The organism is Mesorhizobium sp. Z1-4, assembly GCF_004000235.1.
In the GTDB taxonomy this organism is placed as follows: domain Bacteria; phylum Pseudomonadota; class Alphaproteobacteria; order Rhizobiales; family Rhizobiaceae; genus RCIO01.
Window position 1 is genome coordinate 405,796 of the sequence record NZ_RCIO01000003.1, and the last position, 26,063, is coordinate 431,858.

The 26,063-nt window shown below is 62.5% G+C and carries 25 protein-coding genes, 1 pseudogene and 1 riboswitch; of the genes and pseudogenes, 15 read left to right on the plus strand and 11 right to left on the minus strand.

All coding sequences use genetic code 11. The features are described from left to right. Positions 1-5: 5 nt before the first annotated feature. The 4 genes from yidD (at position 6) to thrS (ending at position 3,229) form a co-directional block, all read left to right on the plus strand. Positions 6-365 carry a membrane protein insertion efficiency factor YidD gene (gene yidD / locus EP165_RS13405; protein ID WP_127523315.1) on the plus strand — a complete coding sequence of 120 codons (360 nt, stop codon included), beginning with the start codon at positions 6-8 and terminating at the stop codon, positions 363-365. Then, entirely contained in the window at positions 362-787 is a 426-nt protein-coding gene (locus EP165_RS13410; protein ID WP_127523316.1) for a DUF2267 domain-containing protein, read from the plus strand. Before yidD ends, EP165_RS13410 begins: the two co-directional genes overlap by 4 nt. A 111-nt stretch (positions 788-898) precedes the next feature. Then, the gene (locus EP165_RS13415; RefSeq protein ID WP_127523317.1) at positions 899-1,075 is read left to right on the plus strand and encodes a YegP family protein; all 177 of its coding nucleotides are present in this window, start codon (positions 899-901) and stop codon (positions 1,073-1,075) included. A 174-nt stretch (positions 1,076-1,249) separates the two neighbouring features. Then, complete coding sequence (gene thrS / locus EP165_RS13420) at positions 1,250-3,229, plus strand: threonine--tRNA ligase (protein ID WP_127523318.1); 1,980 nt, start codon at positions 1,250-1,252, stop codon at positions 3,227-3,229. Positions 3,230-3,295: 66 nt separating this feature from the next. Here the strand turns inward: thrS and EP165_RS13425 are convergent, their stop codons facing one another. Then, on the minus strand, positions 3,296-4,282 hold the full coding sequence (locus tag EP165_RS13425) for an RgsD C-terminal domain-containing protein (protein WP_127523319.1): 987 nt from the start codon (positions 4,280-4,282) through the stop codon (positions 3,296-3,298). 128 nt (positions 4,283-4,410) lie between these two features. On the opposite strand from EP165_RS13425, the gene EP165_RS13430 reads away from it, so the two are divergent. Continuing rightward, entirely contained in the window at positions 4,411-4,995 is a 585-nt protein-coding gene (locus EP165_RS13430; RefSeq protein WP_127523320.1) for a nitroreductase family protein, read from the plus strand. Between the two features lies 1 nt (position 4,996). Continuing rightward, positions 4,997-5,604: pseudogene (locus EP165_RS13435) on the plus strand (flavin reductase family protein). On the opposite strand, the gene EP165_RS13440 reads toward EP165_RS13435, so the two are convergent. Continuing rightward, on the minus strand, positions 5,601-6,479 hold the full coding sequence (locus EP165_RS13440; RefSeq protein WP_127523321.1) for an HpcH/HpaI aldolase/citrate lyase family protein: 879 nt from the start codon (positions 6,477-6,479) through the stop codon (positions 5,601-5,603). The pseudogene EP165_RS13435 and the gene EP165_RS13440 sit on opposite strands and share 4 nt — an antisense overlap. A gap of 3 nt (positions 6,480-6,482) precedes the next feature. Continuing rightward, on the minus strand, positions 6,483-6,935 hold the full coding sequence (locus tag EP165_RS13445; RefSeq protein WP_127523322.1) for a MaoC family dehydratase: 453 nt from the start codon (positions 6,933-6,935) through the stop codon (positions 6,483-6,485). A 140-nt stretch (positions 6,936-7,075) separates the two neighbouring features. Between EP165_RS13445 and EP165_RS13450 the strand changes: the two genes are divergently transcribed. Then, complete coding sequence (locus tag EP165_RS13450; protein WP_127523323.1) at positions 7,076-8,218, plus strand: DUF2336 domain-containing protein; 1,143 nt, start codon at positions 7,076-7,078, stop codon at positions 8,216-8,218. Between the two features lie 3 nt (positions 8,219-8,221). Here the strand turns inward: EP165_RS13450 and EP165_RS13455 are convergent, their stop codons facing one another. Both EP165_RS13455 and parE read right to left on the minus strand, forming a co-directional pair. Next, a complete protein-coding gene (locus EP165_RS13455; RefSeq protein ID WP_245440138.1) occupies positions 8,222-9,022 on the minus strand; it encodes an alpha/beta hydrolase in 801 nt (266 codons plus the stop codon). A 21-nt stretch (positions 9,023-9,043) separates the two neighbouring features. Next, positions 9,044-11,092: a DNA topoisomerase IV subunit B gene (gene parE, locus EP165_RS13460; RefSeq protein ID WP_127523324.1), complete on the minus strand. Its 2,049-nt coding sequence runs from the start codon at positions 11,090-11,092 to the stop codon at positions 9,044-9,046. A gap of 273 nt (positions 11,093-11,365) precedes the next feature. Between parE and cpaB the strand changes: the two genes are divergently transcribed. From cpaB to EP165_RS13500, 8 genes are all read left to right on the plus strand, one after another. Continuing rightward, positions 11,366-12,280 carry a Flp pilus assembly protein CpaB gene (gene cpaB, locus EP165_RS13465; RefSeq protein WP_245440139.1) on the plus strand — a complete coding sequence of 305 codons (915 nt, stop codon included), beginning with the start codon at positions 11,366-11,368 and terminating at the stop codon, positions 12,278-12,280. Further along, positions 12,280-13,707, plus strand: a complete 1,428-nt coding sequence (locus tag EP165_RS13470) for a type II and III secretion system protein family protein (RefSeq protein ID WP_501981682.1) — start codon at positions 12,280-12,282, stop codon at positions 13,705-13,707. Before cpaB ends, EP165_RS13470 begins: the two co-directional genes overlap by 1 nt. A 10-nt stretch (positions 13,708-13,717) precedes the next feature. Continuing rightward, positions 13,718-13,981, plus strand: coding sequence for a hypothetical protein (locus tag EP165_RS13475; RefSeq protein ID WP_127523325.1), 264 nt, complete (start codon positions 13,718-13,720; stop codon positions 13,979-13,981). 9 nt (positions 13,982-13,990) lie between these two features. Next, positions 13,991-15,193, plus strand: a complete 1,203-nt coding sequence (locus EP165_RS13480; protein WP_127523326.1) for a CpaE/TadZ family protein — start codon at positions 13,991-13,993, stop codon at positions 15,191-15,193. Then, the gene (locus tag EP165_RS13485; protein WP_127523327.1) at positions 15,190-16,617 is read left to right on the plus strand and encodes a TadA family conjugal transfer-associated ATPase; all 1,428 of its coding nucleotides are present in this window, start codon (positions 15,190-15,192) and stop codon (positions 16,615-16,617) included. The genes EP165_RS13480 and EP165_RS13485 overlap by 4 nt, the downstream gene beginning before the upstream one ends. Positions 16,618-16,622: 5 nt before the next feature. Beyond that, positions 16,623-17,588 carry a type II secretion system F family protein gene (locus EP165_RS13490; RefSeq protein ID WP_127523328.1) on the plus strand — a complete coding sequence of 322 codons (966 nt, stop codon included), beginning with the start codon at positions 16,623-16,625 and terminating at the stop codon, positions 17,586-17,588. Position 17,589: 1 nt separating this feature from the next. Further along, positions 17,590-18,549: a type II secretion system F family protein gene (locus EP165_RS13495; protein ID WP_245440140.1), complete on the plus strand. Its 960-nt coding sequence runs from the start codon at positions 17,590-17,592 to the stop codon at positions 18,547-18,549. A gap of 149 nt (positions 18,550-18,698) precedes the next feature. After that, on the plus strand, positions 18,699-19,160 hold the full coding sequence (locus EP165_RS13500; RefSeq protein WP_127523329.1) for a tetratricopeptide repeat protein: 462 nt from the start codon (positions 18,699-18,701) through the stop codon (positions 19,158-19,160). A gap of 31 nt (positions 19,161-19,191) precedes the next feature. On the opposite strand, the gene gcvP is transcribed toward EP165_RS13500, so the two are convergent. From gcvP to EP165_RS13530, 6 genes are all read right to left on the minus strand, one after another. Further along, positions 19,192-21,996: an aminomethyl-transferring glycine dehydrogenase gene (gcvP, locus tag EP165_RS13505; RefSeq protein WP_127523330.1), complete on the minus strand. Its 2,805-nt coding sequence runs from the start codon at positions 21,994-21,996 to the stop codon at positions 19,192-19,194. Between the two features lie 10 nt (positions 21,997-22,006). Continuing rightward, on the minus strand, positions 22,007-22,375 hold the full coding sequence (gcvH, locus tag EP165_RS13510; RefSeq protein WP_127523331.1) for a glycine cleavage system protein GcvH: 369 nt from the start codon (positions 22,373-22,375) through the stop codon (positions 22,007-22,009). Between the two features lie 5 nt (positions 22,376-22,380). Then, complete coding sequence (gene gcvT, locus EP165_RS13515) at positions 22,381-23,484, minus strand: glycine cleavage system aminomethyltransferase GcvT (RefSeq protein WP_127523332.1); 1,104 nt, start codon at positions 23,482-23,484, stop codon at positions 22,381-22,383. 149 nt (positions 23,485-23,633) lie between these two features. Continuing rightward, positions 23,634-23,720, minus strand: a riboswitch (glycine riboswitch). A gap of 100 nt (positions 23,721-23,820) precedes the next feature. Beyond that, positions 23,821-24,204, minus strand: coding sequence for a helix-turn-helix domain-containing protein (locus tag EP165_RS13520; RefSeq protein WP_164743034.1), 384 nt, complete (start codon positions 24,202-24,204; stop codon positions 23,821-23,823). Positions 24,205-24,395: 191 nt separating this feature from the next. Next, a complete protein-coding gene (locus EP165_RS13525; protein WP_127523333.1) occupies positions 24,396-25,190 on the minus strand; it encodes a molybdopterin-binding protein in 795 nt (264 codons plus the stop codon). Position 25,191: 1 nt separating this feature from the next. Further along, complete coding sequence (locus tag EP165_RS13530; RefSeq protein WP_127523334.1) at positions 25,192-26,043, minus strand: cytochrome b/b6 domain-containing protein; 852 nt, start codon at positions 26,041-26,043, stop codon at positions 25,192-25,194. Positions 26,044-26,063: the final 20 nt, after the last annotated feature.

The following is a 26,063-nucleotide window of genomic DNA, read 5'->3' on the forward strand; positions in this document are numbered from 1 at the left end:
GGCAAATGGCCGAGCACAACCATCCCTTACGTGTGATACGCAGCCGCAACTGGTCAGGGCCATGGCCGAAAACGCCGGGGCGGCTTCTCGGCACCGTGCTGGTGCGCTTCTACCAGCTCACCCTGTCCAGCTTCGTCGGCAACTCATGCCGGCATTTCCCAACCTGTTCCGAATACGCCCATGAGGCGATCGCACGGCATGGCCTGTGGACGGGCAGCTGGATGGGATTGTCTCGCTTGATGCGTTGCGGGCCGGGAGGCACGCACGGCATCGACCCCGTGCCGGAAACGCTCGATCCCGATCTGCGGTGGTACACGCCTTGGCGCTTCTGGCGGATCGGGAAGAAGCCGGATGCCGACCGATGACCGTGCCGATGAGTATCGTCATGGCCTCGAAGGAGTTCGACCGGTTTCTCCTGGACGTTCGGGACACGGCGATGCTGCAGACGCATCCTCAGGCATACCATACGCTGCGTGCGGTGCTGCACGTATTCCGCGGCCATCTCTCGGTAGCCGACGCCCTGCGATTTGCGGACATTCTTCCTCCGGTAGCAAGAGCGATATTTGTCGAATCATGGAATCCCGAACAAACGAACGGGCCGTTCCCTGACCGCAAGGCGTTGCAATTTGAGGTCACGCAAGTCCGGCGAGATCACAATGTCGCGCCCGACAGCGCAATACGGGACGTTGCCCGCGCACTGCGCCGCCATGTGGACGAACGCGATCTCGACCGGGTGTTGGCTGGAATGCCCGAGGGCGCCGGCGAATTCTGGGCGAGTGACGACTGAAATACCCTGATCTGTGATCTGACAAAGCGTCAGGATAAGTTGTGCTTGTTCAAGCGCGCGGGTGCTGGCAGGTTAGGAATCGCGCACACCCAGAAGGAGAGGGAGGCCGGCATGGCTCACAAATTCGAAATCTACAAAGACAAGAAGGGCGAGTTCCGCGTCCGCTTCAAATACAATTCCGAGATCATGTTCTCGACCGAGGGTTACACCACGAAGTCGAGTGCGGAGAACGCCATCGCTTCGATCAAGAAGAACGGTCCGGGCGCTCCGATCGAAGACAACAGCTAGACAACCGTGCCGGCGCAAAGGCCGGCAGATCGGCAGTTTTACGTCGCGCCGGCACTGCACGCTCTTTACGTGCGCCGGCGCGATGCATATGTAGCGCCTGCCGGAGCGTCCAAGCTCCGCGAATACAACAACCACCCGCGTTCGTAGGCGGGACTGGATAGAAAGGATGCGACCATGGCGTCAGCCATTTCACTTGCTTTTCCCGACGGTTCCAAACGCGAGTACGATGCCGCGATCAGCGGCGCCGAGCTTGCCGAATCGATTTCCAAGTCACTCGCTAAAAAGGCCGTTGCCTATGCCCTCGATGGCGAAGTGCGCGACCTCGCCGACCCGATAGGCCGTAACGGCACGGTCGAGATACTGACGCGCGACGACCCTCGCGCTCTGGAACTCATCCGGCACGACGCCGCGCATGTGCTTGCAGAGGCGGTGCAGGAACTTTGGCCCGGCACCCAGGTGACCATCGGCCCGGTGATCGAAAACGGCTTTTATTACGATTTCGCGCGTAACGAGCCCTTCACGCCCGACGATTTCCCGGCGATCGAAAAGAAGATGCGCGAGATCATTCAGCGCAACCGGCCCTTTACCAAGGAGGTCTGGGACCGTGACCGTGCGCGCAAGGTCTTCAGCGACAAGGGCGAGAGCTACAAGGTCGAGCTGATCGACGCCATTCCCGAAGATCAGGACCTGAAAATCTATGCACAGGGCGACTGGTTCGATCTTTGCCGCGGGCCGCATATGGCCTCGACCGGGCAGATCGGCAACGCGTTCAAGCTGATGAAGGTGGCCGGCGCCTATTGGCGCGGCGATGCCAACAATCCGATGCTGACGCGCATCTACGGCACCGCTTGGCGCGACCAAAGCGAGCTCGACAATTATCTGCACATGCTTGCGGAGGCCGAAAAGCGCGACCACCGACGCCTCGGGCGGGAAATGGATCTGTTCCATTTCCAGGAGGAAGGGCCGGGCGTCGTGTTCTGGCACGCCAAGGGCTGGAAGATGTTCCAGAACCTGCTGGCCTATATGCGGCGCCGCCTCGAAGGCACCTACGACGAGGTGAACGCGCCGCAGGTGCTCGACCACTCATTGTGGGAGACATCCGGCCACTGGGGCTGGTACCGCGAGAACATGTTCGCCGTTCAGTGCGCCGATGATGAAGCCGAAGACAAACGTGTCTTCGCGCTGAAGCCGATGAACTGCCCCGGCCATGTGCAGATATTCAAACACGGGCTGAAGTCCTACCGCGATCTGCCGGTGCGGCTGGCCGAATTCGGCGCGGTTCACCGCTACGAACCGTCCGGTGCGTTGCACGGGCTGATGCGCGTACGCGGCTTCACGCAGGACGATGCGCACATTTTCTGCACGGAGCAGCAGCTCGAGGCGGAAATTCTGAAGATCAACGACCTTATGATGTCGGTCTATGAGGATTTCGGCTTCACCGAGGTTGTGGTCAAGCTCGCGACCCGCCCGGAGAAGCGCGTCGGCACTGACGCGGCGTGGGATCATGCCGAGGACATTCTGCGCCGTGCCCTGACAAAAATGGAAGCCGAATCCAACGGCCGCATCAAGGCCGGCATCAACGAAGGCGAGGGCACATTCTACGGTCCGAAGTTCGAGTACACGCTGCGCGACGCGATCGGGCGCGAATGGCAGTGCGGCACCACGCAGGTGGACTTCAACCTGCCGGAGCGGTTCGGCGCTTTCTATATCGACAAGGATTCGGAGAAGAAGCAGCCGGTGATGGTGCACCGTGCCATCGTCGGGTCGCTGGAACGCTTCCTCGGCATTCTGATCGAGAGCCATGCCGGCCATATGCCGCTCTGGTTCGCGCCGCTGCAGGTGGTGGTCGCGACGATCACGTCCGACGCGGATGACTATGCCGTGCAGGTGGTGGAGAAGCTGCGGGCGGCGGGACTGACCGTCGAGGCCGATCTTCGCAATGAGAAGATCAACTACAAGGTCCGCGAGCACTCGCTAACCAAGGTTCCGGTCATCCTTGTATGCGGCAAACGCGAGGCCGAAGAAGGCAGCGTCAACATCCGGCGGCTGGGTTCGCGCGATCAGCAGTCGATGACAGTCGACGAAGCACTGGCGGCCCTTCTTGAAGAAGCGCTGCCGCCTGACGTGGTCCGTAAGCACGCCGGCACCAAATGACATGCGCCCGGGCGCCACGCGCGCCCGGATGCTTTCCGACAATTTCACTGAAAATCCTGCGTGAATTCAGTCGTGCGATTCGACGAGCGAGGCCTCGTTGGCAAGCACTTCAACGTCCTGGTTGCGGCCGGGCACGATGGTGAAGTCTTTCTGGTAGATGCGGTCGCGGTTCTTCGCGATCGCCGTATAGCTGCCCTCGGCGAGCACCATCGGAGCGAACGCACCAACGACTTCGCGCACAGCATCGCCGGTGTCGGTGAGCACCGCCCATGACGTGTCGGCGATCGCTTCTCCGCCTTCGTCGCGCACCAGTTTGAGCGTAATCTGCGCTGCGCGGTGTTCAACGGTCGCTTCGGTCAGCTTTCCGGCCTCGACACGAATGTCGGCGCGAATGACCGCATTCACGGCCCCGTAGGTCGAAACGACGTGGTAGGTGCCAGCGTTGAGCCTGACCACCGTATTGGGTGCGACGTTTGGAATGATCAGCGCGCGGTCGCCATGCGTGTTTGTCTCGGTCTCATAAATCGAGAAGCGAAGCTTGGAAGGCGGGATACGCACACCGCCCGACAGAATGGCGTCCAGTTTCACGCCCCCTGCGTCGAGTACCAGGCTTTCAGCCTGCGGCTCGCGCCCGACGCTGATGCGTTTTGTGGCACCGGCGCGCCCGAACGCCGCGTGGACGAAATAACTGCCGGGGGCGAGTTCGAACAGGCTGGTGCCGCCCTGCGCGGAGGCAATGAGCGGCAGTTTTCCGTTTTCGTCTGCCTGTGGGCCGAAGATGCGCCACGTCACGCCACGGGTGATTTCGGGACCGTCCGCGAATAGCTGGGCGGAAAGCCTGATTTCACCCGGCTGGATTGCCAGGGGCTCCTGCGTGGTCGCGGGTGCGTAACCCGAGATGGCGGGCAAGTTGAGATCGGCCGGCTTCCCGAATGTGTCGGCGCTCGCCCCGGATGAGGCCTGCTGCGCACCGGCCGAGCCAATGGCGGCGACGGCTGCAAGTGCGGCGCCAAAAAGAAGAGACCGGAGTGGGGGAACGATCCACGCAAACATGACTTGCCTTGAAGCCCAGGGCGATGGCAATTTCAAGGCTGAAACGGCGCGCGGTTTACAACCTCGCCAGCAGCTCCCGCCAGCCGCGCCTCCTTCACCACGACAATTCCCCTTCCTTGGAGCATATTTTGAACGCGAACGTTCTTGATTTCCTGCTTTCGCGCAAGTCCGCGCCTATTGCCGAGCTGCGCGCGCCTGCACCTAGCGACGATGAAATCGCGACCATTGTCCGGGCGGCGAGCCGCGTGCCCGACCATGGCCGCCTGACGCCGTGGCGCTTCATCGTTTACCGGGGGGATGGGCGCTTTGAGATCGGCGAGTTGCTGGCCAAACGTGCGGCCGAACGCGAAGGCCCGCTGGCTGAAGCGCGCATCGAGCAGGAAAAAGCGCGTTTTGCGCGGGCGCCGCTGGTCATCGGCGTGATCCATTGTCCGCGCGACAATCCGAAGATACCGCAATGGGAGATGCTGCTCTCAGGCGGTGCCGCTGCCATGAACCTGGTGCATGCCGCCAACGCTCTCGGGTACGGTACCAACTGGATAACCAACTGGTATTCCGACGACGATGAAGGCCGCCGCATACTCGGCCTCGCGCCGGACGAGCGGGTTGTCGGTTTCGTTCATATCGGTACGTTCAGCGGCGACATCGCAGAGCGGCCGCGGCCGGAGCCGGCTGCACTGATCAGCGAATACACCGGACCCTGGCAGGGCTGACATGTTCTACGAACCGAAAAACGGCCATGGGCTTCCGCACGATCCCACCAAGGCGATTATCGCGCCGCGGCCGATCGGCTGGATATCCACGATCGACGAGCACGGGACGCCGAATATCGGGCCTTACTCGTTTTTCAACATGTTGTCGTCGCGCCCGCCTCTCGTGTGGTTCTCATCCGAAGGCCCGAAAGACAGCGCCACGCATGCCGAGGCGACTGGCGAGTTCGTCGTCAATCTGGTCGGTCGGGAACTGGCGGAAAAAATGAACAAAAGCGCTGTGGATGCTCCGCGCGGCGTGAGTGAGTTCGGTTACGCCGGTCTGGCAGCCGCGCCGTCCGTGATCGTGAAACCGCCGCGTATCGCCGATGCGCCGGCGGCGCTGGAATGCAAGGTCACCGAGATCATGAGCCCGCGCGGGCTGGACGGCAGGCCAAGCGACTCCATCGTCGTAACAGGGGAAATCGTCGGCGTTTATATCAACGACGCTATGCTCAAGGATGGCATGTTCGACATCACCGCGGCCGGCAATGTCGGCCGACTGGTTACATGGACTATGCTTCGGTAGACAGCGTTTTCGTCATGCGCCGACCGCGCTGGGGCGAGGATTAGCCGGCTTTCGCGCTAGCGGCCCGCGCCAGAACCCGTTCGGCCAGTCGCAGGTGAGGTCGGTCGTACATCTTGCCGCCGATGGCCAGAACGCCTGGATCGCCCGCTTCCCGGAACGCGGCGACGACCTTTTGCGCCTCGGCGACCGCCTCGGCAGACGGGGTGAATACCTCGTTGATCACAGGCACCTGTGCGGGGTGAATTGCCATCTTGGCGGTGAAGCCATCGCGTTCGGCTTCCACGCAGTCGGCGCGGAATCCGGCTTCATTACGGAAGTCAGGGTAGACCGTGTCCACCGCCGGTACGCCGGCTGACGATGCCGCGAGCAGAGTTACTGTGCGGGCATACCGAAAGAGCTCCGTGTAGCGGCCGTTCTCGCCCCGCGTTGCACGCGCGCCAACGGCGGCTGAAAGGTCCTCCGCCCCCCAGGTCAGGCCGGCGAGGCGCGGTGTCGTGTTCCTGTAGGTGGCGCCCGCAAGGACGCCGGCCGCGGTTTCGGTAATGATCGGCAGTATGCGGGTTGATCCGTCCTCGATGCCGTTTTGCGCCTCGTGGACCCTGAGCTTGGTGGAGAGCAGCATCACATCGTCGCCGCCCGAGCATTTGGGCAGCATGACGCCGGCAGGCTTTGAGGGCATCACAGCCGCAAGATCCTCGTCGGTCAGGCCGGTCGAGAAGTCGTTCACACGCACAAAGAGCATCGCGGCGGCCTTGGCCGCGTCCGAGCGAAGGAAAGCCGCGGCGACATCCCTTGCGGCCTGTTTTGCGGCGGCTGCGACGGAATCCTCCAGGTCGATGATCAGTACATCGGCGCCGGAACCCAGGCCCTTTTCGAGCTTGCGTTCGGAATCGCCCGGGACAAAAAGCAGCGAGCGCATCGCTTACGCCGGCTTTTTCAGGATCATTGCACTGCGCCTGCAGCGGGCAACCAGTACGTCGTTCTGATTAAAGGCGCGGTGCTCGAACTCGACGATGCCGCGGTCAGGCTTTGATTTGGAGTCGCGCACGGCGATCACCTCGGTTTCCACGTGCAACGTGTCACCGTGAAAGACAGGGTGTGGGAACACGGTTTCCGTCATGCCGAGATTGCCGACGGTTGTCCCGTGCGTGGTGTCGTTGACCGAGATGCCGATCATAAGCCCAAGCGTGAATATCGAATTCACGAGTGGCTTGCCCCATTCGGTCTTCGACGCATAGTCGAAGTCGATATGGAGCTGCTGAGTGTTCATGGTCATGACGGAAAACAGCACGTTGTCGGATTCGGTCACTGTGCGGGTTATCGGGTGGCTGATCACCTGACCGACCTCAAATCCCTCCAGAAATAGCCCTGGCATCACGCTCCTCCTGTTGCCGCTCGAGCCTGATAGACGCGGCCTTGCCGGCGGGCAAGGCGTTAAAAAATATGGTGAACCCTTCGTAAACCATTCGTGCCTAACGTGCCTGCTAACAGTCCGCTGGGCACGGTTTCTTGTAAATGATAGTCGCACAATTCCTGAACTGGATAGACACGGCACGGGTTTCGGACCGTGCGGATGCAGCGCATGCGCTTGCCCAGGCTTACTTGCGGGACGATGTTTCCTTCGAGGACCGGTGTGCGGCCGAAGCCGCGCTGACGATGCTTCTCGACGATCCGTCGCCGAAAGTTCGTTTGGCGATGGCCGAGGTTCTGGCGCTGAGCTATCGCGCGCCGCAGCAAATCATCAATGCGCTGGCGCATGACCAGCCGGAGATCGCGGCAACCGTGCTGGCGCTGTCGCCGGTGCTGACCGACGCAGACCTCATCGACCATGTTGCAGCGGGCGGGGCCAACGAGCAGCGCCACATTGCATCGCGTCCGGTTATCTCGATGCAGGTAGCGGCCGCAATCGCCGAAGTTGGCACGGCTGAGGCGGCGATCGAACTGGTTCGGAACGCCGGCGCGACGATCGCCGCATTGTCGTTCCGCCGTCTCGCCGAGCGCTTTGGCGACCGCGCCGAGGTTCGCGAGGTTCTGCTTGCCGACCGCAGGCTGCCGCCGGAGAGCCGCCACCACCTGTTGGTCAAGGTGGGCGAGGTTCTGAAAGATTCCCCGTTTGTAATTGCACTGATAGGTGCTGACCGGGCTGCCAAGTTGACCCGCGACGCCTGCGTGAAAGCGTCGGTTACACTTATCGACGGCACGGACACAGGTGAATATGGCGCGTTGGTCGAACATCTGCGAATTCGCGGCGAGCTTACGACCAGCTTCGTGCTGCGCACGGTGGCGGTTGGCAAGATCGACTTCTTCGGCGCTGCGCTGGTTGCGATTTCCGGCCAGACGACGCAGCGCGTGCGTGCGCTGCTCTCCGGGGGCAGGGGCGCTGCCCTTTCCGCTCTGTTCCGGGCCGCAGGTCTGCCGGCTTATGCCGACAAGGCGATCCTGACTGCGTTGACGGTGTGGCGGGACGTTGCCAACGGCAAACGCGTCGCAGGCGCCCAGGAGGTTTCGTGGCTGATGCTGAAGGCGATCAACGCCGCGCCCGGCCAGTCCGGTCCGGCGCGCGAATGCCGCGAACTGGCTTCATTGCTGAGGTCGATCCATCTCGACGAACTGCGTGCCAACGCACGCGGCCACGCGCTGGCCATCGCGGCTGCCTAGCGTTCAGCCGGCATTTGCCGCCGCCGCTTCGATAAAATCTGCAACGGTTTCGAGCGTTTTCAGGTTCCACAGATCGTTGTGCCCCGTACCGGGCAGCACTTTGATTTGCTTCGGTTCCGGTGCCAGCTCGTACAAAGCCCTGCCATGGCGAAGCGGTACGACGGTGTCTCTGTCGCCGTGCAGAAAGAGCTTGGGCTCGTCCACATCGACTATCCGTCTGTCTGAGCGAAACGGGTCGCGGATCAGCGGGCTGATGGGCAGATAGGGGTAGTGGGTCTGCGCCAGGGCGAGAACGGAATCCGGCGCGGAAATAAGAACGACGCCAGCTGACTCCCGATCAGCTGCCACCGCGACCGCGACCGCCGACCCAAGCGACTGGCCTATGAGAATAACCGGGCCATTGTGACCTTGAGCGAGCCAATCCCATGCGGCCAGACCATCGGCGACCAGACCTGGCTCGCTGGGCGAGCCGCTGGAGCCGCCATAACCGCGATAGGAAATGGCGAGCAAGCCTATGTCACGCTGAGCGAAGGCGTTCGCCAGAAAACCGAGGTTCAGAATAGAGTCGGCATTGCCGTGAAAGTAGATTGCTGTAGGGCGGCCCTTGTCGGCAGCGGCGTATAGCGCGTCGAGCGTTTCGCCGTCGCCGGTCGCGAGGCTGACATGCGCTCCCCATGGAGGCCGTTCCGGCACCGGGCCCGCATCCATCGTGGCCCCCGGAAACAGCATCGAGCGCTGAGCAAAAAACATGAAGGCGACAAAGAACGCGTAGGCAAATGCGGCGGACAGAACGAGTGTCAGCAATTTCCTGATTGGTTCCGCCTTCTAGATATCCAGTTGGTCGGCGAACTCCGCATTTTCCTGGATAAAGCGGAAGCGCAGCTCGGGTTTGGTGCCCATCAGAGCGTCGATTGTCGACTTCGTCGCTTCCGCCTCTTCCACAACCTTTACCTTCAGCAGCGTGCGCTTCGAGGGGTCCATTGTGGTTTCCTTGAGCTGCGCCGACATCATTTCGCCCAAGCCCTTGAAGCGGCCGATCTCGACCTTGCCGCGACCGGTGAATTCGTCCCGCAGCAGCTGGTCCTTATGGGCGTCGTCGCGGGCGTACATCACCTTGCCACCCTGGCTGATGCGGTAAAGCGGCGGGACTGCCAGATAGAGGTGGTCGTTGGTGATGAGCTCCGGCATCTCCTGGTAGAAGAAGGTGATCAGCAGCGAGGCGATGTGGGCGCCGTCCACATCGGCGTCGGTCATGATGATCACGCGGTCATAGCGCAGGTCGTCTTCGCGGTATCTTGAACGCGTGCCGCAGCCGAGCGCCTGGATGATGTCTGCAATCTGCTGATTGGCGGCGAGCTTGTCGGAGCCGGCGCTGGCGACATTCAGGATCTTGCCGCGCAGCGGCAGCACCGCCTGGCTGGCACGGTTGCGCGCCTGCTTGGCCGAGCCGCCGGCGGAGTCGCCCTCAACGATGAATATTTCGGCACCCGCCGCTGCGTTCTGGCTGCAGTCGGCCAGCTTGCCGGGCAGGCGCAGCTTGCGCACCGCGCTCTTGCGGCTGACTTCCTTTTCCTGCCGGCGCTTCAGGCGCTCCTCGGCACGCGCGATCACCCAGTCGAGAAGCTTGGTCGCTTCCTGCGGATTGTCGGCAAGCCAGTGGTCGAAGGGATCGCGGACCGTGTTTTCCACGATGCGCTGGGCTTCCGTGGTTGCCAGCCTGTCTTTCGTCTGGCCAACGAATTCGGGTTCGCGAATGAAAACCGAAAGCATGCCGGCAGCCGAAATCATCACATCTTCGGTTGTAACGATGGATGCCCGTTTGTTGCCGACAAGATCGGCGTGGGCGCGCAATCCGCGGGCCAGCGCGTTGCGGAAACCCGCCTCGTGCGTGCCGCCTTCGGGCGTCGGGATGGTGTTGCAGTAGGAGTTGATGAAACCGTCGCCGCCGAACCATGTCACCGCCCATTCGAGCGAGCCATGGCCGCCTTGCTTCTCGCTCTTGCCGGCAAAGGCTTCGCGGGTGACCTGGAAGTCGCCGTTGAGCTGCTCGGCAAGATAGTCCTTCAAGCCGCCTGGAAAATGGAAAACGGCCTTTTCCGGGGTGTCGTCCTTTTCCCCGATCAGCTCAGGTGCGCAATTCCAGCGGATTTCAACGCCGCCGAACAGGTACGCCTTGGAACGCGCCATTCGGAGCAGGCGCGCCGGCTCGAACCGTGCACCTTTGCCAAAAATCTGTTCGTCGGGCAGGAAGCGGGTCCTTGTGCCGCGGCGGTTGTGAACCTCTCCGAGGTCCTGGATCGGGCCGTCCGCCACACCGCGCGCAAAACTTTGCCGCCAAAGGCGCCGCCCGCGCGCCACTTCCACTTCGAGATGCACCGACAGCGCATTAACCACCGATACACCGACGCCATGCAATCCGCCCGAGGTCTCATAGACCTTGGAATCGAACTTTCCGCCTGCGTGCAGCGTAGTCATGATGACTTCGAGCGCGGATTTGTCCTTGAACTTCGGATGCGGGTCGACAGGAATGCCGCGGCCGTTGTCGGTGACGGTCAGATAGCCTTCGGCGTCGAGTTCTACGTCGATGAATGTCGCATGCCCGGCGACGGCTTCGTCCATGGAGTTGTCGATGACTTCCGCAAATAAATGGTGCAACGCCTTGGCATCGGTGCCGCCGATATACATGCCCGGCCGCCGGCGCACCGGCTCCAGCCCCTCAAGCACTTCGATGTCGGCGGCGCTGTAGTTTTCGCTGCCGTCCTTCTTTGGCAGCGGCTTTGCGGCGCGCGCGGCACTTACAATCGGGTCGTCAGCGCGGCCTGCGGGCGTGGCCGGCTTTTCGATCGATGCGAAGAGGTCGTTGCTGTCGTCCATAAGGTCCTAGTTATGTGCGCCTCGAATCAGCGCCGATAGTGCCATGCGCCGGGCTGCAACGCGAGTGATCGCGGGGTGCCGGTTGCCGTCAATTCGGTCAAGTTTTCAGCAAATGCAAGATCATGCGTAGCGGGCTGGATAACTACGCCTGAAGATCAAACCTCGAGACCGGGCCCGGATTTCGGATTTCGTTAGGAATCGGCGCCAAGGTTACCCCGACGCGAGCCGGCATTTTTGTTGTCGGCGTTGGGCGCGGGAGGCTGGGGGCAGCTTTTGAAGCGAAAACTTGTAACCATGGTCGGCATTGCCGGCGTGTTTGGCGCGCTGTCAATCTTCGCTGCGGATATGTGGCTGCGAAGTGCGGCAGAAACACGGGTGGAGACCGTCAAGGTATCCTCCATTGTGCCGCTGCCCGAGCCGGCGGTCGAGTTCAACACGATCGTTGTGGCCAAAGAGCGGCTGCGCTTTGGCGAGCCGATCTCAGCTGACCGGCTTGAGGAAATCCCCTGGCCGCAGGACCAACTTCCCGAGGGCGCGTTCGCCAAGATCAGTGCGGCGACAGCCGTTCCCGGCCGATTGGTGCTCTCACCGATCGAAGCCAAGGAACCCTTGCTGCTCGCCAAGCTGTCCGGCCCTAACGGCCGCGCAACGCTCTCCAACCTGCTTTCGCCAGGTATGCGCGCGGTTACCATCCGCATAGACGAGATTGCAGGTGTCGGTGGCTTTGTGGCACCGGGCGACCGTGTCGACGTCGTGCTGACGCGAGACGCCGGGGCGATCCAGGAAGTGCAGGGCGCGGCACAGGGTGCAAGCGGCTCGACCATCGCCGCCGAGATCGTGGTTCAGAACGCCAAGGTTTTGACCGTCGGGCAGGGCATGGACGAACGCCAGACCGCTCCGCAAGTCGCAAATTCCGTGACACTTGAGGTGACGCCGGCCGACGCCAACCGCATCGCTCTTGCCCGCAATATCGGTGCGCTCTCGCTCTCGCTGCGCTCGGCGGGCGAGGGTGGTCCGGGCGCTAACGGCGTGACAACGCTCTCCTCCTTCGGCGGCACAGCCGCGGGCGAAGGAGAGCCGCAGTCGCTTTTCCAGATCGAGCCGGAACGCCGCTACACCACCGTGATCGTAACCCGCGGCCTTGAGCCGGAAAGTTATCAGGTTGTGTCTCCCAAGGGTGACGAATGATGCGAACCCCAGCAAAAACCGAAACCGCCGACACGCTCGGCTTCCATGTCATGCTGACCTTCGCGCGCTTGATTGTCTTCACACTGGTCATGGCCGGGCTGGCTGCAACGGTGCCGCCGCAGGCACATGCGCAGGTGATCGACGTCTCCAGCGGGCGGAATGTCACGGTGAAGGTTGCAAAGGGCAAACCGCGCACCGTGCGCACCAGCGTGCCGTTCTATGAAATCGTCATAGGCGACCCCGAAGTCGCCAACGTTAATCCGCTCACCGACCGTTCGTTTTATGTGCTTGGTAACGAGCTCGGTACCACTGGCATCGCTCTGTTCGACGAGAACAAGCAACTCGTCGGAACACTCGACATCGAGGTCACGCTCGACACCGACCGCCTGGCCAACACGATCAAGGAAGCGGTGCCGGGCAATAACATCAAGGTCGGCTCTGCGAATGGGCGGCTTGTGCTGTCAGGCGAAGCCAACGATTCCCAGGCAGCCGAAAAGGCCAAGGACATCGCCAAGCGGTTTTCCGGCGAGGAAGAGATCATCAATTCGGTGAACATCACTTCCTCGCAGCAGGTGCAGCTCAATGTGCGCTTCGTCGAGATCAATCGCCAGGTCGGTCAGGAGCTCGGAACGCAAATCAGCGCGCAGTACTCGTTCGGCGGGTCGAGCGTCGGGTTCAACACAAACCCGCAATCGTCTTCGAACGCACCGGCCGGCGCGATTATTTCGCGACTTACAACAGGCGGGTTGACGGTCGACATGGCACTCAGGGCGCTGGAGGACCGTGGCGTGGCGCGGCGGCTGGCCGAACCGAATCTGATCGCACGCTCGGGCGAGACGGCGAGCTTTCTGGCCGGCGGCGAGTTTCCCATTCCGGTTGCCAGCAAGGAAAACACGATCACGGTCGAGTACAAGCAATATGGTGTCAGCCTCGAGTTCACGCCAACCGTGCTGGCCGACGGGCTGATCAGTCTCGACATCGCGCCCGAAGTCTCGTCGGTCGACACCTCGGCATCCTATCAGGTCGGTAACCTGGCCATTCCTGGTTTCGTGGTGCGGCGAGCGCGCACGATGGTCGACCTGAAGAGCGGCCAGAGCTTCATGATTGCCGGTCTGCTGCAGAGCCAGAACGACACCGGCACACAAAGGCTGCCGGGTCTCGGCAAGCTGCCTGTGCTCGGCAATCTGTTCTCGTCCAAGGCCTATCAGCGCCGCGAAACCGATCTAGTGATCATAATCACGCCCTATCTGGTGCAGCCCATCGACCCGTCGAAAAAGGTGCGCACGCCGATGGACGACACCAAGGCGCCGAAGCCGCTCGATTACTTTCTGGGTGAGCGCGACGAACTGCGCGTCTCGCAACTGAACGGCAGCAGCGCTCCGGCCAAGCCGGCACGCGGCTACGGCCACTATCTCGAACTCAACTAGGGGGGGTGCCATGCGTTTCTTGGCAGCAGGTCTCTTCGCATGCGCGCTCGCACCGGCACTTGCAGGCTGCTCGACGAGTGAAACCATGCACCACGAGGGTGTCACCAGCTATGCAGGCGACGCGATGAGGGCCAACACCGTCCTGCAGATGGTCGACCCCTGGCAATACGGCGTTCAGGACACAGACCTCGAAACGCCGGCCGAGCGGCCGTGGCGCAAAGCCGCAAGCGCCGATACGGGTGGCGGCGACACCTCCGGCGATACCAAACCCTGAGATTTTCTGATGAACGACGAAAAGAAGCCCAGCCGCATCGTGCTCGTATCGCCCGATACGGCATTTGCCCGCGAGACCCAGACCGCGTTTGCGGTTTCGGACCGGATCAGCCTTGAGGTGATCGCTTCACCGGTAACCGAGCTGCGCGGCGAACTGCAAGGCACCGACAGCGCAGCCGTTATCATCGACATGGATGCGGCCAAGCTCGACGAGATCGAGGCGCTGCAGCGGGTGATGCGCCGCATGGAAGGGCGTGCCCCGGTCATCGTCGTGACACGCGAATTCGACGCCGCGGCAGTGCGCATCCTCGTCCAGCTTCAAGTTGCGGACTTTCTGGTGAAGCCGATTGGCACCGCCGATCTGGTGCGCTCATGCATCCGGGTGTTGCAGGGACCGGGGCGCGAGACCGGCCAGGAAGCGCAGATCTATACGTTCATGCCGGCTGCAGGCGGGGTGGGCAACACCACGCTCGCGGTGGAGACCGCGTTTCAGTTGCACCGCTCGATCACGCGCGGCGCCTCCACCTGCGTGGTCGATCTCAATCTCCAGCAGGGCGCCTGCGCGGAATATCTCGATCTTGAACCGCGGTTCGATATCAACGAAATCGAAAACCGGCCGGAGCGGCTGGACCGGCAATTGCTGGATGTGATGTTGTCCAAGCATGAAAGCGGGCTGTGCGTTTTGGCTGCACCCGTGAAGCCCACCGAGATGCGGACCTTCGACACCGATCTGGTGATCCGCATGCTCGACCTGGTGTCGGCCTATTTCGACAACGTCGTTATCGACATGCCGCGCACCTGGTTTCCGTGGACGGAAACGCTGCTTCTGGGCAGCAACAAGCTTTACATCGTTTCGGAAATGACCGTGCCTTGCCTGCGGCAGACGCAACGTCTGGTGAACGCCATCGCGGATATGACGCAGAAGCAGGTGAAACCGGCCGTCATCGTCAACCGCTTCGAGCAGCGGCGCTTCGACAGCGGTATCAAGCAGGCCGATGTCGAGGACATTCTCGGCGAGCATTTCGCCGGCGGCATCGCCAACAACTACAAGCTGGTGCGCGAGGCAGTGGATCGCGGCGTGCCGCTGCACGAGGTCGATTCCGACGCGAATGTGATCCGCGACCTGAAGCGCATCATCCTGCCGGACGAAGAGACGGCGCAGACCGGCAAGCGCTCCCTGTTCGGTCTCGTTCCGCTGAGGAAATCGGCATGAGCAACCGGTTCTCGACACTGCGCGAACGTCCTACGCCGCCGCCCTCAGCCGTTGCGATGGCGGAGCGGCCGTCCAACGATGCGGGCGCCGTGACCATCCCGTTGACGCGTCACACGCAAGCGCAGGCGCCGGTCCAGAAGGACAAAGCCAACGATCGTGTCGTCGATGCCCGCGTGCGGCTTCACCGCATGCTGATCGAAGAGATCAACCTGATCGCACTTGAAAAGCTGCCGCGGGACGAGATGCGACGTCAGGTCCATGAGTTCGTGTCTGAAAAGACCCGGGCAGAGCGCCTTGCGATCAACGTTGCCGAGCTCGACGCGCTGGTGGACGACATCGTGGACGAGATGGTCGGCCTTGGCCCGCTCGAACCGCTGCTCAAGGATCCCTCCATCAACGACATCCTGATCAACGGCCACGAAAACTGTTTCGTGGAACGCAAGGGCAAGCTGCAGCAGGTGCATGTGCCGTTCAAGGACGAGGCACATCTGCTGCGGATCATCGCAAAGATCGTCGCGGCGGTCGGGCGGCGCGTGGACGAGTCCCAGCCGATGGTCGATGCGCGCATGCTGGATGGCTCGCGCTTCAACGCCGCCATCCGCCCGGTGGGTGTGGACGGCCCGCTGGTTTCAATCCGCAAATTCTCCACCAACAAGCTTGCATTGCACAAGCTGGTCGAATTCGGTGCCTTGACCAAGGAGATGGCGGAGGTGCTGGCTGCGGCCGTGCATGCCCGCAAGACGACGATCATTTCGGGCGGCACGGGCACCGGCAAGACGACCATGCTCAACGCGCTCTCGGCCTTCATCCCCAAAGACGAGCGGCTGATCACCATCGAGGACGCGGCAGAACTGCAACTTCAGCAACCGCATGTGGCGCGCATGGAAACCAGGCCCGCCAACATTGAAGGCCATGGCGAGATACGCCAGCGCGACCTCGTCAAGAATGCGCTGCGCATGCGTCCCGACCGCGTGATCCTGGGTGAGTGCCGCGGCGAAGAAGCGTTCGACATGCTGCAGGCGATGAACACCGGCCATGAGGGCTCGATGGCGACGATCCATGCCAACACGCCGCGCGATGCCATCGGCCGTCTGGAGCAGATGCTCGGCATGACCGGAATGCCGATGACCGTGGCCTCGATCCGCAGTCAGATTTCAAGCGCGCTGGACCTCATCGTGCAGCTGACACGCCTTTCCGATGGCCGCCGCAAGGTGACCAGCGTTGCGGAAGTGACTGGCATGGAAGGCGATGTGATCCAGATGCAGGAGATATTCCGCTTCGCACGCACCGGGACGGACTCCGACGGCACGGTGCTCGGCCATTTCGAGGCGACCGGCATGCGCCCGCGCTTCCTGGACGACATGAAGGCGATGGGAATCGAGTTTCCAGGCCGCTATTTCGAACCCGACCGGCCGCTGGAATAGACCGAATGTTTGACGCCTTCGGCATGATCTGGATTGTCTATGGCGCAGCCGCGCTGACGGGCATCATGATCGCTGAAGCGATCTATCTGCTCTATTCGGGGACGCGCGAAAAGCGGCAGGCGATCAACCGCCGCATGAAGCTCAAGGAAAAGAAGCTTTCGCAGGAGCAGGTGCTTATCCAGCTTCGCAAAGAGCGCGGCGTGGAAAAAGGCCATAGCGCTTTCTCGGTGCAGGGACTGCGTGCTCTGCGTACTCAGTCCGGCCTGACGATGCCGCTGCCTCGCTTTTTGATGATCACCACTGGATTGGCGTTTGCCGGCGGTTTTGCGGGCATTCTGATTGGCCTTTCGCCGCTCATCGCGGCGGGGCTGGTGGTCGCGCTTTGCCCGTTGCTGCCAGTGATGGCGATGCGGTCAATGCGCAAGCGGCGACACAAGAAGTTCGGCATCCAGTTGCCGGAAGCGCTGGAACTCATTACCCGCAGCCTGAAGGCGGGTCACCCGGTTCCGGTTGCCATTTCGATGGTGGCGCGCGAGATGCCGGACCCGATCGGCACCGAGTTCGGCCTCGTCGCCGACGAAGTGACTTACGGCTCCGACCTCGTTTCGGCGCTTGGAACGATGTTCGAGCGCGTCGGGCACGAAGACCTGCCGCTTTTCGTTACCGCCGTCTCCATCCAGAGCACGACTGGCGGCAATCTGCGCGAAATTCTCGATGGTCTTTCGCGCGTCATCCGCGAGCGCGGCAAGCTGCGGCGCAAGGTGCGCGCGATTTCAACCGAAGGCCGCATCTCGGCCTATATTCTGAGCGCCGTGCCGGTGCTTCTGATGGTCGGACTGATGGTGCTGATGCCGCAGTTCTATGGCGGCGTTTGGGACAAATCGATGACCTGGTACATGCTCGGCGGGTCAGTCGGCTGGCTGCTTCTGGGCAACGCGATGATGTTCAAGATGGCGAATTTCAGGTTCTGACATGGCCGATTTCGTCACCCTTTTCGCCTCAGGCGGCACGTCATATCTGATGCCGGCGGCTCTGCTTTTGCTCGTGCTGGGCGGAGCGGCACTCGCCTGGCCGGCGCTGACTGGCGGCGAGGCGCGCGCCGACATGAAGCGGCGTCTCAAGGTGGAAAGCGGGCCGGCCAACACGCCGGCGGCCGCAGCGCGCCGCAACCCGGATGCAGTGCGGGCTCGCGCTGCGCGCACGGCGCAGGATTTCTATGCCAAGTCCGATCCCGAGAATGTCGCACGGCTCAGAATGAAGCTGATCCGTGCCGGCTATCTCGATCCCGGCGCTGTCGGCATGTTCTTTCTCATCCGCTTCGTTTCGCTTGGCGCCTGCGCGGCTGCGGCTTTCATCGTAGTCATCATATTCGGTGGCGATTCATCTGCCATGAGCCGCTGGATGTTTGTCGGATTGCTCGGTTCGGCCGGATATTTTCTGCCCGGCCTTGCGTTGTCGCGGCTGGTTTCGGGGCGCATGCGGGAATACCGCAACGGTTTTCCCGACTTCATGGACCTGATGATCGTGTGCTCCGATGCGGGCATGAGCATGGAAGCGTCGATCGAACGCGTGTCACGCGAACTTCAGCTCACTTACCCTGCGCTGGCGCAGAACCTGCAGCTCGTGTCTATCGAGCTCAGGGCAGGGCGCAGCCTCGACGATTCACTCAAGTCGCTCGCCGACCGGCTGAGCCTGGAAGAAGTGCGCTCTTTCGCGACGCTGCTGCAGCAGTCGCGCGAACTCGGCACCAGTCTCTCAGGTGCGCTGCGGGTGTTCTCCGACGAGATGCGTCACAAACGCATGTCGATGGCGGAAGAAAAGGCTCACGCGCTGCCGGCGAAAATGTCGGTGCCGGTGACGGTGTGCATCCTGCCGGTCGTGATGATGGTCGCCATCATCCCGGTTATCGTGAAGATGACCGGCGCCGAATGAGCCTGTTCGTCCAATTTATTGATATTGAACGATAAAACTTCCTGAAACTCGATCAAATTTGAGCGAAGTCGCCCACCTGTCCTTAAATCGGGTCTGCTAGACAGGTTGGGTAGCCGCCACAGATGCGGCTTGGGCGAGAGGGGATCATCATGAAGCGCATATTGGCGCTCGCCACCATTGCCGTGTCGCTGGCACTCGCAGGCTGTCAGTCGTCGTCGATAGACACCATGCAGACGACCGCGCTCGGGCAGTCGCGCGACCCTGCCGCTGCCGACCTTGCGACGGGCAAGAAGCAGTTCGAGGACGGCAATTTCGGCCTCGCCGAACAGCATTTCCGCAAGGCGGTGGAGCTGCGCGCAACGAGCGCGGAGGCCTGGATGGGACTTGCCGCTGCCTACGATCAGCTTGGTCGGTTCGATTTTGCCGACAGGGCCTACGAGCAGGTTCTGAGCCTGGTTGGCCGCCGGCCACAAGTCGTCAACAATATGGGCTATTCGCACTATCTGCGTGGCGACCGCAAAAAGGCGAAAAAGCTGCTTCTCGAAGCGCGCGACGGGCTGGAAGACAAATCCATCGTCGATGCCAATCTGGCACTGCTGAAGAAGGCCTGACGACAGCAGCGCGGCCGCCAGACCAATTCAGCTAGCTCGCCAACGCTTCGATAGGCGGGCAGGTGCACACGAGGTTTCTGTCACCCGCAACATTGTCGATCCGCGAAACGGGCGGCCAGTATTTGGCTGCCTCAACCGGATCGGCATTCGGATAGGCCGCGACCTGCCGCGAATAGGGATGGCTCCATTCATCGGCTAGTGCGTCGGCTGCCGTATGCGGTGCGTTGCGCAGCGGATTGTCGTCTGCCGGCCACTCGCCGGAAGCAACCTTGGCCGCCTCGTCGGCAATCGCGATCATCGCCTCGCAGAAGCGGTCGAGCTCCTCCTTGGGCTCCGACTCCGTCGGTTCCACCATCAGCGTTCCCGCGACCGGCCATGACATGGTCGGCGCGTGGAAGCCGTAGTCGATCAGCCGCTTGGCGATGTCCTCGACAGTGACGCCTGCGCTGTCCTTCAGCACGCGGGTATCGAGAATGCACTCATGTGCGACACGGTTGTTGCGGCCCTGATAAAGCACCGGATAGTGGGATTTCAGCTGTTCGGCCACGTAGTTGGCCGACAGGATCGCCATCTCCGTTGCGTGTTTCAGACCGTCGGCACCCATCATGCGGATATACATCCAGGTGATAGGCAGGATCGACGCGCTACCGAAGGGAGCTGCCGCGACCGCGCCGTCCGAACCGAGGCCGACATGGCCGGGGAGAAAGGGCGCCAGATGCGCCTTCACGCCGATCGGGCCGATGCCCGGACCGCCGCCGCCATGCGGGATACAGAAGGTCTTGTGCAGGTTCATGTGGCAGACATCGGCGCCCAGATCGCCAGGGCGCGCGAGGCCAACCAATGCGTTGAGATTGGCGCCGTCCAGATAAACCTGGCCGCCATGTTCGTGAATAACGGCGCACATGTCGCGCACGCCTTCCTCGAATACGCCATGGGTGGACGGGTAAGTGATCATCAGCGCCGCCAGCCTTTCGGCATGCTCAGCGGCCTTCGCCTTCAGGTCCTCGACATCGATGTCGCCGCTCTCGGTGCACTTCACCACGACCACATCGAGCCCAGCCATCGAAGCGCTGGCCGGATTGGTGCCATGCGCGGAGGAGGGGATAAGGCAGACGGTGCGGTTTTCGCCTCCGTTCGCGCGATGCCAGGCGCGGATGGCGAGCAGGCCGGCATATTCGCCCTGGCTGCCTGCGTTGGGCTGCAGAGACACCGCATCAAAACCCGTAATCTCGCCCAGCCAGTTTTCCAGTTGATCGGTCATCTTGCGGTAGCCGGCGGCATGTTCGGCCGGCGCGAAGGGATGCAGGTTGGCAACTGTCGGCCAGCTCACCGGCTGCATCTCTGCCGCGGCGTTGAGCTTCATCGTGCAGGAGCCGAGCGGGATCATGGCACGGTCGAGCGCCAGATCCTTGTCAGCCAGCCGCCGCAGGAAGCGCATCATGCCGGTTTCCGACCGGTTCTGGTGGAACACCGGCTGGGTCATGAAATGCTCGGCATCGCGCGGTTTGCCGGGCAGGGCGGTTGCCTCTGCAGCCTGCGCCCTCGCGCCGAACAGCTCACAAAGCGCTGCAAGGTCGTCTTCGGTCGAGGTTTCGTCGAAGGTGATGCTGAGCCGGTCGTCGCCCAGCACGCGCAACAGGCGGCCGGATTTCTCCGCGGCTGCGGCAATCGCTTTCGCCTTGCCGGGAACCGTTGCCGTCACGGTGTCGAAGTGCCGGCCGCCCGCAACTTCGACACCCGCTTTGGCGAGTGCCGACGCGAAGCGCGTGGCAAGGGCGTGGATATCGCCCGCAATACGCTGCAGTCCCTCGGGCCCGTGCCAGATCGCGTAGGCCGCTGCCATGTTAGCGAGCAGCGCCTGCGCGGTGCAGATGTTGGATGTCGCCTTGTCGCGGCGGATGTGCTGCTCGCGCGTTTGCAGCGCGAGCCTGTATCCCGGGCGGCCATGCGCGTCGACGGACTGTCCGACGAGACGGCCGGGCATCAGACGGGTCAGGCGGTCGGAAACCGCGCAGTAAGCGGCGTGCGGGCCGCCATAGCCCATAGGCACGCCGAAGCGCTGCATGGAGCCGACAGCAATCTCCGCACCATGGTCTGCGGGCGGTTCCATTAGCGTCAGTGCAAGCGGGTCGGCGACGAAAACAACGACGACATCGGCTGCCTTAGCCTGGCCGATCAGGTCTGCATGATCGGAATAGACGCCATTGGTGTCCGGCCATGGAACGAAGAGAGCGGCGGCGGTGTCGTCGACGCCGTCTGTGTCGATGGCGATCTCCAGCGGCTCAGCGCGCGTTTTCAACACATCGACAGTCTGCGGATGCAATTCGCCGGCGAGCACTATGCGGTTGCGTTTGCCGCGGTGGTGGCGCCACGCAATACCCATCGCCTCGGCGGCGGCGGTCGCCTCATCGAGCAGCGATGCGGAAGCGACAGGCAGGCCCGTCAGCTCCGCAACCAGCGTCTGAAAATGGAACAGCATCTCCAGCCGGCCCTGGCTGATCTCGGACTGGTAGGGCGTATAGGCCGTGTACCAGGCCGGGTTCTCGAACATGTTGCGCAGCATGACCGGCGGCACATGCACACCGTGATAGCCGGCACCGATGAAACTCTTCGACAGTCTGTTGTCCGCCATGATTGCCGAAAGCTCGGCAAGTGCCTCGGCCTCGGATGCCGCCGCCGGCAGATCGAGCGGACGGTCGAGCCGGATCGATTTCGGCACGGTCTGGCCGATCAGGGCATCGAGCGAGGTCATGCCGAGCGCGTTGAGCATTGCGCGCGTGTCCTGCGGGCCGGGTCCGATATGACGGCCGGCGAAGGGAAGTGACGGTGCGGTCATAGGAGGTGCCTCAGCCAATCATTGCCTGGTAGCCGGCCTCGTCCATGAGGCCTTCAAGCTGCGTTTCGTCGGCGAGCTTCATCTTCCAGAGCCAGCCATCGCCGGCCGCCGCGGAGTTCACGAGCGCCGGGTCGTCATTCAGCTTTTCGTTGACGGCGGTCACGTCGCCATCGACCGGGGCATAAACGTCGGAAGCGGCTTTCACCGATTCCACCACCACCGCGGCGTCGCCCTTCGAGAGCGATTTGCCTACTTCCGGCAGCTCTACGAAAACCAGATCGCCGAGCTGTTCCTGCGCGTAGTCGGTAATGCCGACCGTGGCGACGCCGTTGTCGACGCTGATCCATTCGTGATCGTCGGTGTAATAGACAGTGGCCATCAGGCTTATCCTTTGCGGTAGTGATGAGGAGTGAAGGGAAGGGGGTGGATGCGGACCGGGATGCGGTTGCCGCGGACCTCGGCGAAAAGCTCCGCCTCGGCCTTGATGAGATCGGTCTGGACATAGCCCATCGCCACCGGTGCGCCGGCCGAGGGGCCGAAGCCGCCGGAGGTGATCTGCCCGGCCGGTCCGCCGCTGCTGTCGACGAGCGGCGTTCCTGCGCGAACCGGCTGCCGGCCTTCCGGCATCAGGCCGACGCGCTTTCGCGAAGCACCTGTGGCGCGCGCGGCAACCAGCGCCTGCGATCCTACATAGGTGCCGCCGTCGCGCAGCTCCTTGGGAATTGTCCAGAGAAGCGCGGCTTCGACCGGCGTGATATCGGCCGTAATATCCTGGCCATGGAGGCACAGCCCGGCCTCCAGCCGAAGACTGTCTCGGGCGGCGAGGCCGATCCACATGACGCGTTCATCGGCAAGCAGCTTTTCAGCCATTTCGGTTGCATCGGCGACTGGCATGGCAAGCTCGAAGCCGTCTTCGCCGGTATAGCCCGAGCGGCTGGCGAACCAGCCCTCGCGTGGCTCGAAGCCCTGCATGAAATAAAGGTGCGAGAGATCGAGGCCGCAGTCCTTCAGAACCGCTTCGGCGGCCGGCCCCTGAAGAGCGAGGAAGACGCGGTCGAGCGGCTCGATGGCGCAATCATGGCCCTTCGCCAGCTCTCGCAAATGCGCTTCGTCGCTCTCCGCGTTGCCCGCATTGGCAACGACCTTGAAGCGGGCGGGGCCGAGGCGGGTGACGATGAGATCGTCCAGAATGCCGGCGGTATCGTTGAGCAGAAGCGTCAGCTTCGACTGTCCCGTGCCAAGCTGCGCTGGATCCAGTGGGCATGCGCGCGCCAAGAGCTTCTCGGCGTCAGGCCCTTCGAGATCGAACAGCCGCATATGCGAAATGTCGAAGAGACCGGCATGCTCGCGCGTATGAAGGTGTTCCTTCATCACGCCGGCCGGGTAAGTGATAGGCATTGACCAGCCGACAAAGCCGCCAAAGCGCGCGCCGGCACTCTCATGCAGATGTTTGAGAGGTAGTTCTTTCAGTTCGCCCGCGTCTCCCATAGGCCCTCCAGACAAGCGCACGCAATTCTGCTTTCGCAGCGTTTCGTGCCCCTCTGTCGGAAGCCTGAGAGACTCGCGCAGCCGGAACTCTGTCGACCACGCTTACACCTTCGGCGCGGGGCATATGCCCCGACTTTCCAGAGTGTCGTTACCGATCCGCGGTACGTTTGCCTGAGAGATTTCGGGCGATTTCCCCTTCGGCGGCAGCCTGAGCTGCTCTCTCCCGCGGGCCGGCAGGATCTTTTGGATCCTCGACGCCGGCGACGCTAGCCTAACGCGCCGCCTTTGTCACCTGTCACGTCACTTCATGCCAAGGCCGTGCAAATGCACGGGTTTTCAGGCGCCTGAGGTGAGGCGCTGCATGTCGCGCTCGATCTTGGCAGCGACTTTCGCCGATTCGCTCTGCAGCCGGCGCAAGCGCTCCAGCTGCAGCGATACGGACTTATAGAGCTCGGCGCGGCTTTCGTCGTTCGGGCCAGCGCCGACGCCGTGCAGGAGCCATGACAGGCTCACATCGAGAACGCCTGCGAGCATCGAAAGACGGTTGGCGCGCGGCTGCGAGCGGTCGTTTTCCCATGCTTGAACGGTGTTGGACTGAACGCCGAGACGGCGCGCCAGCTCAGCAAGCGAGAGACCTGCGGCATCGCGGGCGCGCAGCATACGGCCGCCCATCGTGTCGTTGTCGGGGACGTCGGAATAGATCGTGGCGGTGTCGGACACCGTTAAACGCTCCTTGTTGGGGTGATTTTTGTTGCGCGCATGGCGCTGTGGGCTGGAACATAGCCATCGAGCCGCCAGACGCAAGGTCACGGCCCGGAATTGCGCGATTTGACGCGCTTTTGCGTTATTTTTCGCAAGGAAAGGAGAGAATCGGCCGTCTGGTTGCGGCCGATCTCCAGGGTGTCGGCGTGTCAGATGCCGGCGTACCACTCGTAGCCGCGGTCTTCCCAATAGCCGCCCTTGCCGAAACCGAATGCAGCCAGATCGGAAACGACCTCGATGGCGCGGATATACTTGGCCATCTTGTAGCCGAGCTGGCGTTCGACGCGCAGGCGCAGCGGCGCGCCATTTGAGACCGGAAGCCGTTCGTCGTTCATCCCGTAAGCGAGGATCGTCTGCGGGTGGCGCGCATCCACGAGGTCGATGGATTCGTAGTATTTCACCTCGCCGGAGAGGCCGCGTTCGATCGTATCAAGGCAGTGGAAGACGATGTAACGCGCTTCCGATTTCACCACTGCGAGATCGAGAACCTGCGACAGCGGCACGCCGGTCCACTTGGCGATGCAGCTCCATCCTTCGACGCAGTCGTGTCGCGTGATCTGGGTGCGCGCCGGCATGGTCATCAGTTCGACCAATGACAGCGAGAGCGGCTTTTGCACCATGCCGCCGACCTCCAGCCGGTAGTCGGCGAAAGCGTTTGCGGAAAGCGCCTTATAGGTGTCGTCGGCCGGCGCCGTGATGCCGTTTGGCCGCATGGGCTGGCGGATATCGGCTTCGGCGAACTCCTGGGCCAGCGAGTGGCCGCCGATCAGAAAACGCTGCACCCGGTAGGAGAGCCCGTTGGCCGTGCTCTCCATGAAGTTGCGGACCGGGCTTCTGCCCGCCAGCACGCCATCGAAGGCGTCACAGCCCGAAACGAGCGCGGAGGTGCCGGCGACCGAGCCAATCGTCAGCAGTTTGCGGCGGTTCATCATGATCCTGCTCATCTCAGCGCTCCTCATTTTCGGTTGCGTCGGCCCTGTACCAGCCGGTGATTATCGAGCGCAGCTCGTTGATTGGACCGGCCGCCAGCACCATCACGATGTGGATGACGAAGAAGCCGACCAGCAGAAGCATCGTGACGAAGTGGATCGTGCGCGCCGTCTGCCGGCCACCCAGAATATCCGCCAGCCACGGGGCGGCGGCGTTGAAGCCAGGCGACATTGCCAGCCCCGTCGCGATCATCAGCGGCATGAGAACCAGTAGCACGCCCGCATAGCTCAGCTTCTGCAGCACGTTGTATTCGCGGCGATGGTGGAAGCGCAGCCGCAGATGGTCGGCGAGATCGCGTGGCAATGCGCGGATGTCGCGCCATCGCGGCAGGATATCGCGGCGGAAGTGGCCGCTCACCAGCGCGGCAACGAGCCATGTGATCAGGGTGATCGCGAATATCCAGGCGAAGAAGAAATGCACCACGCGGCCGGTCGCGAGGTCGTAATAGGAGGGGATCGTCATCCAGCCGGGAAAAGCTCGATTCTGGATTATGCCGTTGTCATCTCGATAGAGGCCGAGCCAGCCCGACGTGTCGAACTTGGTGCCCAGCAGTTCGACAAATCCCCTGCGGCCGGCATCCGGTGTGCGCTCGCCACCGATGCGCAGGACAGCGTTGTCGAATGCGAAGCCAGACTGATCGCCGATGTAAAGCGCGGGATGTGCGTTGAATATCTGCAGCCCGCTCAGAAGAAGGAAGAACAGGCTGAGAGCCCAGACCCAGTGCGTGAGGCGCGTTGCCAGCGTCTGTTTGTAGATCAGCTTGCCGGCCTTTGGCCTGGCCTCTTGTGTTTCGCTCGGCTCCGACATCTCTGCTCCTCCCGCTCCAA